3 protein-coding genes are annotated in these 4,107 nt (G+C 66.7%); all 3 read right to left on the bottom strand.

The window, feature by feature from the left end:
* Positions 1–40: 40 nt before the first annotated feature.
* Positions 41–1,837: a type VII secretion AAA-ATPase EccA gene (gene eccA, locus AC2VOU_RS08420; RefSeq protein ID WP_486956962.1), complete on the bottom strand. Its 1,797-nt coding sequence runs from the start codon at positions 1,835–1,837 to the stop codon at positions 41–43.
* Positions 1,838–1,881: 44 nt separating this feature from the next.
* Complete coding sequence (gene eccE / locus AC2VOU_RS08415) at positions 1,882–3,429, bottom strand: type VII secretion protein EccE (RefSeq protein WP_486956961.1); 1,548 nt, start codon at positions 3,427–3,429, stop codon at positions 1,882–1,884.
* A partial coding sequence (locus tag AC2VOU_RS08410) for a S8 family serine peptidase (protein WP_486956960.1) occupies positions 3,426–4,107 on the bottom strand: 682 nt, incomplete at its 5' end. The genes AC2VOU_RS08410 and eccE, both read right to left, overlap by 4 nt.

Here is a 4,107-nt window from a genome sequence, read left to right as displayed (position 1 = left end):
GCTAAATACCGTTGACCTACACATAAGCGCGGCCATGCGCTCAAAGACGAATCGGCACATGCTTTTCCGCACAGGCGTCGGTCACAGCCGCGACGATATCCTGGGTTCGCAGCGTCTCGAGGTCTTCAATCGTGACCGAGCCTCTTGCGGTGCGGTGCTGGGCGGCCACCCGGGAATCCCGCAGCCGCTCAGCCCGTTCGACGACGTTGCGGGCGAAGCGCCCGTTCTGCATCACGTCGATGCCGTGCGTCCCGTCCGGCGCCAGGTGGGCCCGCAGCGTCTTGCACGCCATGTTCAGTGCCTCGCGCGCAGCGGGTTCGATCACCGTCGCCCGTGGCTGTCCGTAACGCACCGCGATCTCGACCAGTTCATCGGGGGCGTAGGAGGCGAACCGCAGCTTGCGATTGAACCGGCCAGCCAAACCCGGGTTCACCGTGAGGAATTCGTCGACTTCCTTCTCATATCCCGCGCCGATGAAGCAGAAGTCGAAGCGGTGCACCTCGAGGGCCACCAGAAGCTGGTTGACCGCTTCCATGCCGATCATGTCCGGCCGGCCGTCGTGGTGACGCTCGACCAGGCTGTAGAACTCGTCCATGAAGAGGATGCGGCCAAGCGAACGGGCAATCAGCTCATTGGTTTTCGGACCGGAAGCGCCGATGTGCTCGCCGCAGAAATCGGCGCGTTTGACTTCGATGATCTCGGGATGGCGCACAATACCCAGTCCCGCGTAGATCTTGCCCAGCGCCTCGGCCGTCGTCGTCTTACCGGTACCGGGCGGGCCGACCAACAACATATGGTTGGTCTGATTGGTCACCGGCAACCCGGCGGCCATCCGCAAGGCGCGGACTTCGATCTGGTCTTCCAATTCCGCGACCGCGCGTTTGACTTCGCTGAGCCCGACCTGATTGTTGAGTAACGTCCGGCCCTCGGTCAGCAGTTCCTCGCGCCGCTCCTCGTTCTGTTCAGCGCGGCGATCCGATGCCGACCGCTCGGTGCTGACATCCCACTTGTTGGTGCGGGTGTTGATGGTCTCCTCGTCGGTAACGACCAGCCGCAGCTGCGGGTCGGCCAGCGCCTCCTTGGCCGCCTCGATCAATGCCCCGTTGATCGAGGCCTTGGACAGCCATATCTGAGCCTTGTCTTCCTCGTCGAGCTGGCGGTGCGCCATCCCCCGCACATAGGCGAGATCAGCGGCGATCAAAGGAAATTCGTTGGGGTCGATCGCGGTGACCGCGGTGTCGACCAATTGCTGGCGGCGGGCCTCGACCGCGCCGCCGGCGCGCAGCTCGACCCGGTCCGCCCAATCCAGCGCGACCCGCGCCTGCCCGAGATGGGCCGCTGCGTGCGCGGCCAGCGCGTTGGTTGCCGCAGTGACCGCCGACATGATGATCGCCTGCGGCGGCAAGACCGTCGCCGCCACCGAGATCACGTCGGGCCATCGTTGGGTCGCGAACATCAGGTAGGCGCGCACGTATTGCTGCCACTGATGGTTTTCCCACGTGTCCAGCAGGGCCGGGTCTTGCAGCAGCGCTTCGGCTTTCTCGTATTGGGCGTCGTCGATCAGCGCGCGGGCCAGCGCTAGACCGGCATGCGAGGACTCCGTCACCGAAATCGACAGGAACGGTCCGGCCTTCACGGCTGCCGACAGCCGCACACCCAGCCGATTGGTTTCCCGGTGCAACCGCGCCCCGTACGCATAGAGCTGCTGCAGCGTCGATAACTCCTCGTCGCCGGCGGCGATCCGGCCCAGCCACGCATCGGCCATCGACTGGTCCAGATCGCTGGCCTCGCGAAACCGCGCCTGTGCGGCCGACACATCGGTGTCGAATGCCGCCATAGCTTGGTCGAACCGCTTGCGTGCGGCGACCGTGTCGGTACTGGTCAAGCGCCGCTCCCCGCCTCGACCGATTCGAGCTCAGACGTGCCGATTCGTGTCGGTTCCAAAGATATGTACCGATTTTCGGCCCTGAACAGCTCGACCTCGACCGTATGCAATTGCCCGGCGGCGGTTATGTCGACGGTCGCGGGCCCGACCTGCGTGATGACCACATCAGCGGATCCACGGTATGGCGTTCCGGGCTCGCCGATCGAGATCAGCGTGTTAGGTCGGGGCGCGGGAGTGACTGTCCCGTCGACGACGCTGACCGTCGTGCCGGCGATCGGCCGCACCTGGGTTCCCACCGCAATCTCGGGCATTCGCACACTGGCCCACCGTTGCAGCTCGCGGGTGTGCACGGTGATGCGTTCGCCGGCACCCGCCAGCCGCACCACGATTCGTTTGGCCAACGCGTCTTGCGCCGCAATGTGTACTCGACTGAATTCGCCCGGATCGTCGAGCGGCAGCATCAACCGGTTACCGGCGTCCACCTTGCCCACGAGCACACCGGACGGTCCAATCGGAATGACCAACGCTCGGTCGAGCACACCGCGGCGAACGCCTCGCAGTGTGGGCATCGGCCCGCACAGGTTGGCCGCGATCGCGCGCGCCTGCTCTCCCGGCAAGACCTGGAACATGACGCTCGGTGGAGCCGTCGGCGGCTGTGCGCTGCGCACGGTGGTGGTGGCCGTCACGCTGCCATCGCCGAACACGGTGATGTTCTGGATGAGTCCATCTACCCGCAGCGCCCAGGCATGCGCCAGGTTCTCCGCAATGATGTTGTCCGGCCGGTACCAGTAGGTGGTCAACCAGCCGCCCTCGCCTCGGGTCGTCCGCCAGCGCTGATGGCGCGCGTTCAATCCGGAGTTGCCCAGCCGGCGCTCCAGCTCCACGATGTCGGTGGCAGTCGCGATCTTCGCGCGAATACCGTTCTGCCGCAATGCCGCCGCGATCCGCTGCGCCGCGGCCAGCGTTGCGGTACCGATCGAGGTCCGCCACTGCAGCGCCTCGGCGTTGCGCAGCGCGGCGATCCGCACAATCAACCACGTCTCCCGCTGCCCGGCATAGGGCGGGGTGCCGATCAGGGTGTCGTAGACGCGGGGGTAGTCGCCGGTGCTGCGCCGTCGGGACCCGACGCTGACCACGCTGAGCGAATCGATGGCAAGCCCGAGGCTCTGCTGCAACAACGGCCGCAACTCGGCGATGTCGATCGTGTTGGCGGTGTAGGTGGCGGTCGACCCGGTGAACAACGTCGGCCGGTGCGCTTTGCCGAGCAACTGCACGGCGACCACCGCGACACCGTCCTGGTAGCGGACGCCACCCCCGGACCGGTCGTTGGCCACCGTGATGGGCTCGTTCAGCGTGATCGGGCGACGACTCTGCCGAAGCAGGATCAGCCACGACCACAGCTGGTGCCGGCGCCAGGGAACCGCGCCGACGAGGATGCCCAGCACCAAACCCGCTGCAGCGCCAGGGAATCCGGCGGTTGCCCAGCCGATCAGGCCGGCCGTCAGGACGCCGACGATAACGCAGAGCCGCGTCGTCGCCGTCATCGCTCTCGCCGAGCACGGGCGATCAGCGACGCCAGCGTCACCGCCACCGCCACCAGGCCGGCGAAGCCCAGTGCCACCGTGCGGGCACGGTGGTCCGGCGGTGGCGGCGGCGGCGGCGGAATGATCAATCGGCTGTGGGCGCCGGGTGCCAGCCGGTCACCGGGCGGCACGTCAAATGTCAACGCCGCCACCGGATCGACCACACCGTAGCCCACCTGGTTGTCCACACCACGCGGTGGATTGTGGGATGTCTGCAGGATCCGGTTGATGATCTGGTGAGCCGTCAATGCCGGGTACTTTGCCCGCACCAGGGCGGCGACGCCGCTGACGTAGGCCGCCGAAAAACTCGTTCCCCAGAACGGGATGTTCTTCTCACCCGGACGCAACGGCGGATAGGCGTTCACCGGCCCGCCGGTTTGCGGAGAGAGCCCCATGATCCCGACGCCGGGAGCGGCCGCCGCGACCCACGGCCCGGCCAGGCTCTTCTTGACCGGAGCGCCGGTGTTGTCGACCGCACCCACCGACAACACGTAGTCGGAGAACCACGACGGCGACGACACCGTCTTCACCTGATGCCAATCCCGTGGATCGGCGGCGTCCAACGGGTCGAAGGCGGGGTTCTGGGCGCATTCGTCTTCGCCCTCGTTGCCGGCGGCGGCCACCACAACCGCATCCTTC

The organism is Mycobacterium sp. TH-M25, from assembly GCF_057473665.1.
The sequence above is the reverse complement of the archived record's forward strand: the minus strand, read 5'-3'. Positions and strand labels throughout refer to the sequence as shown.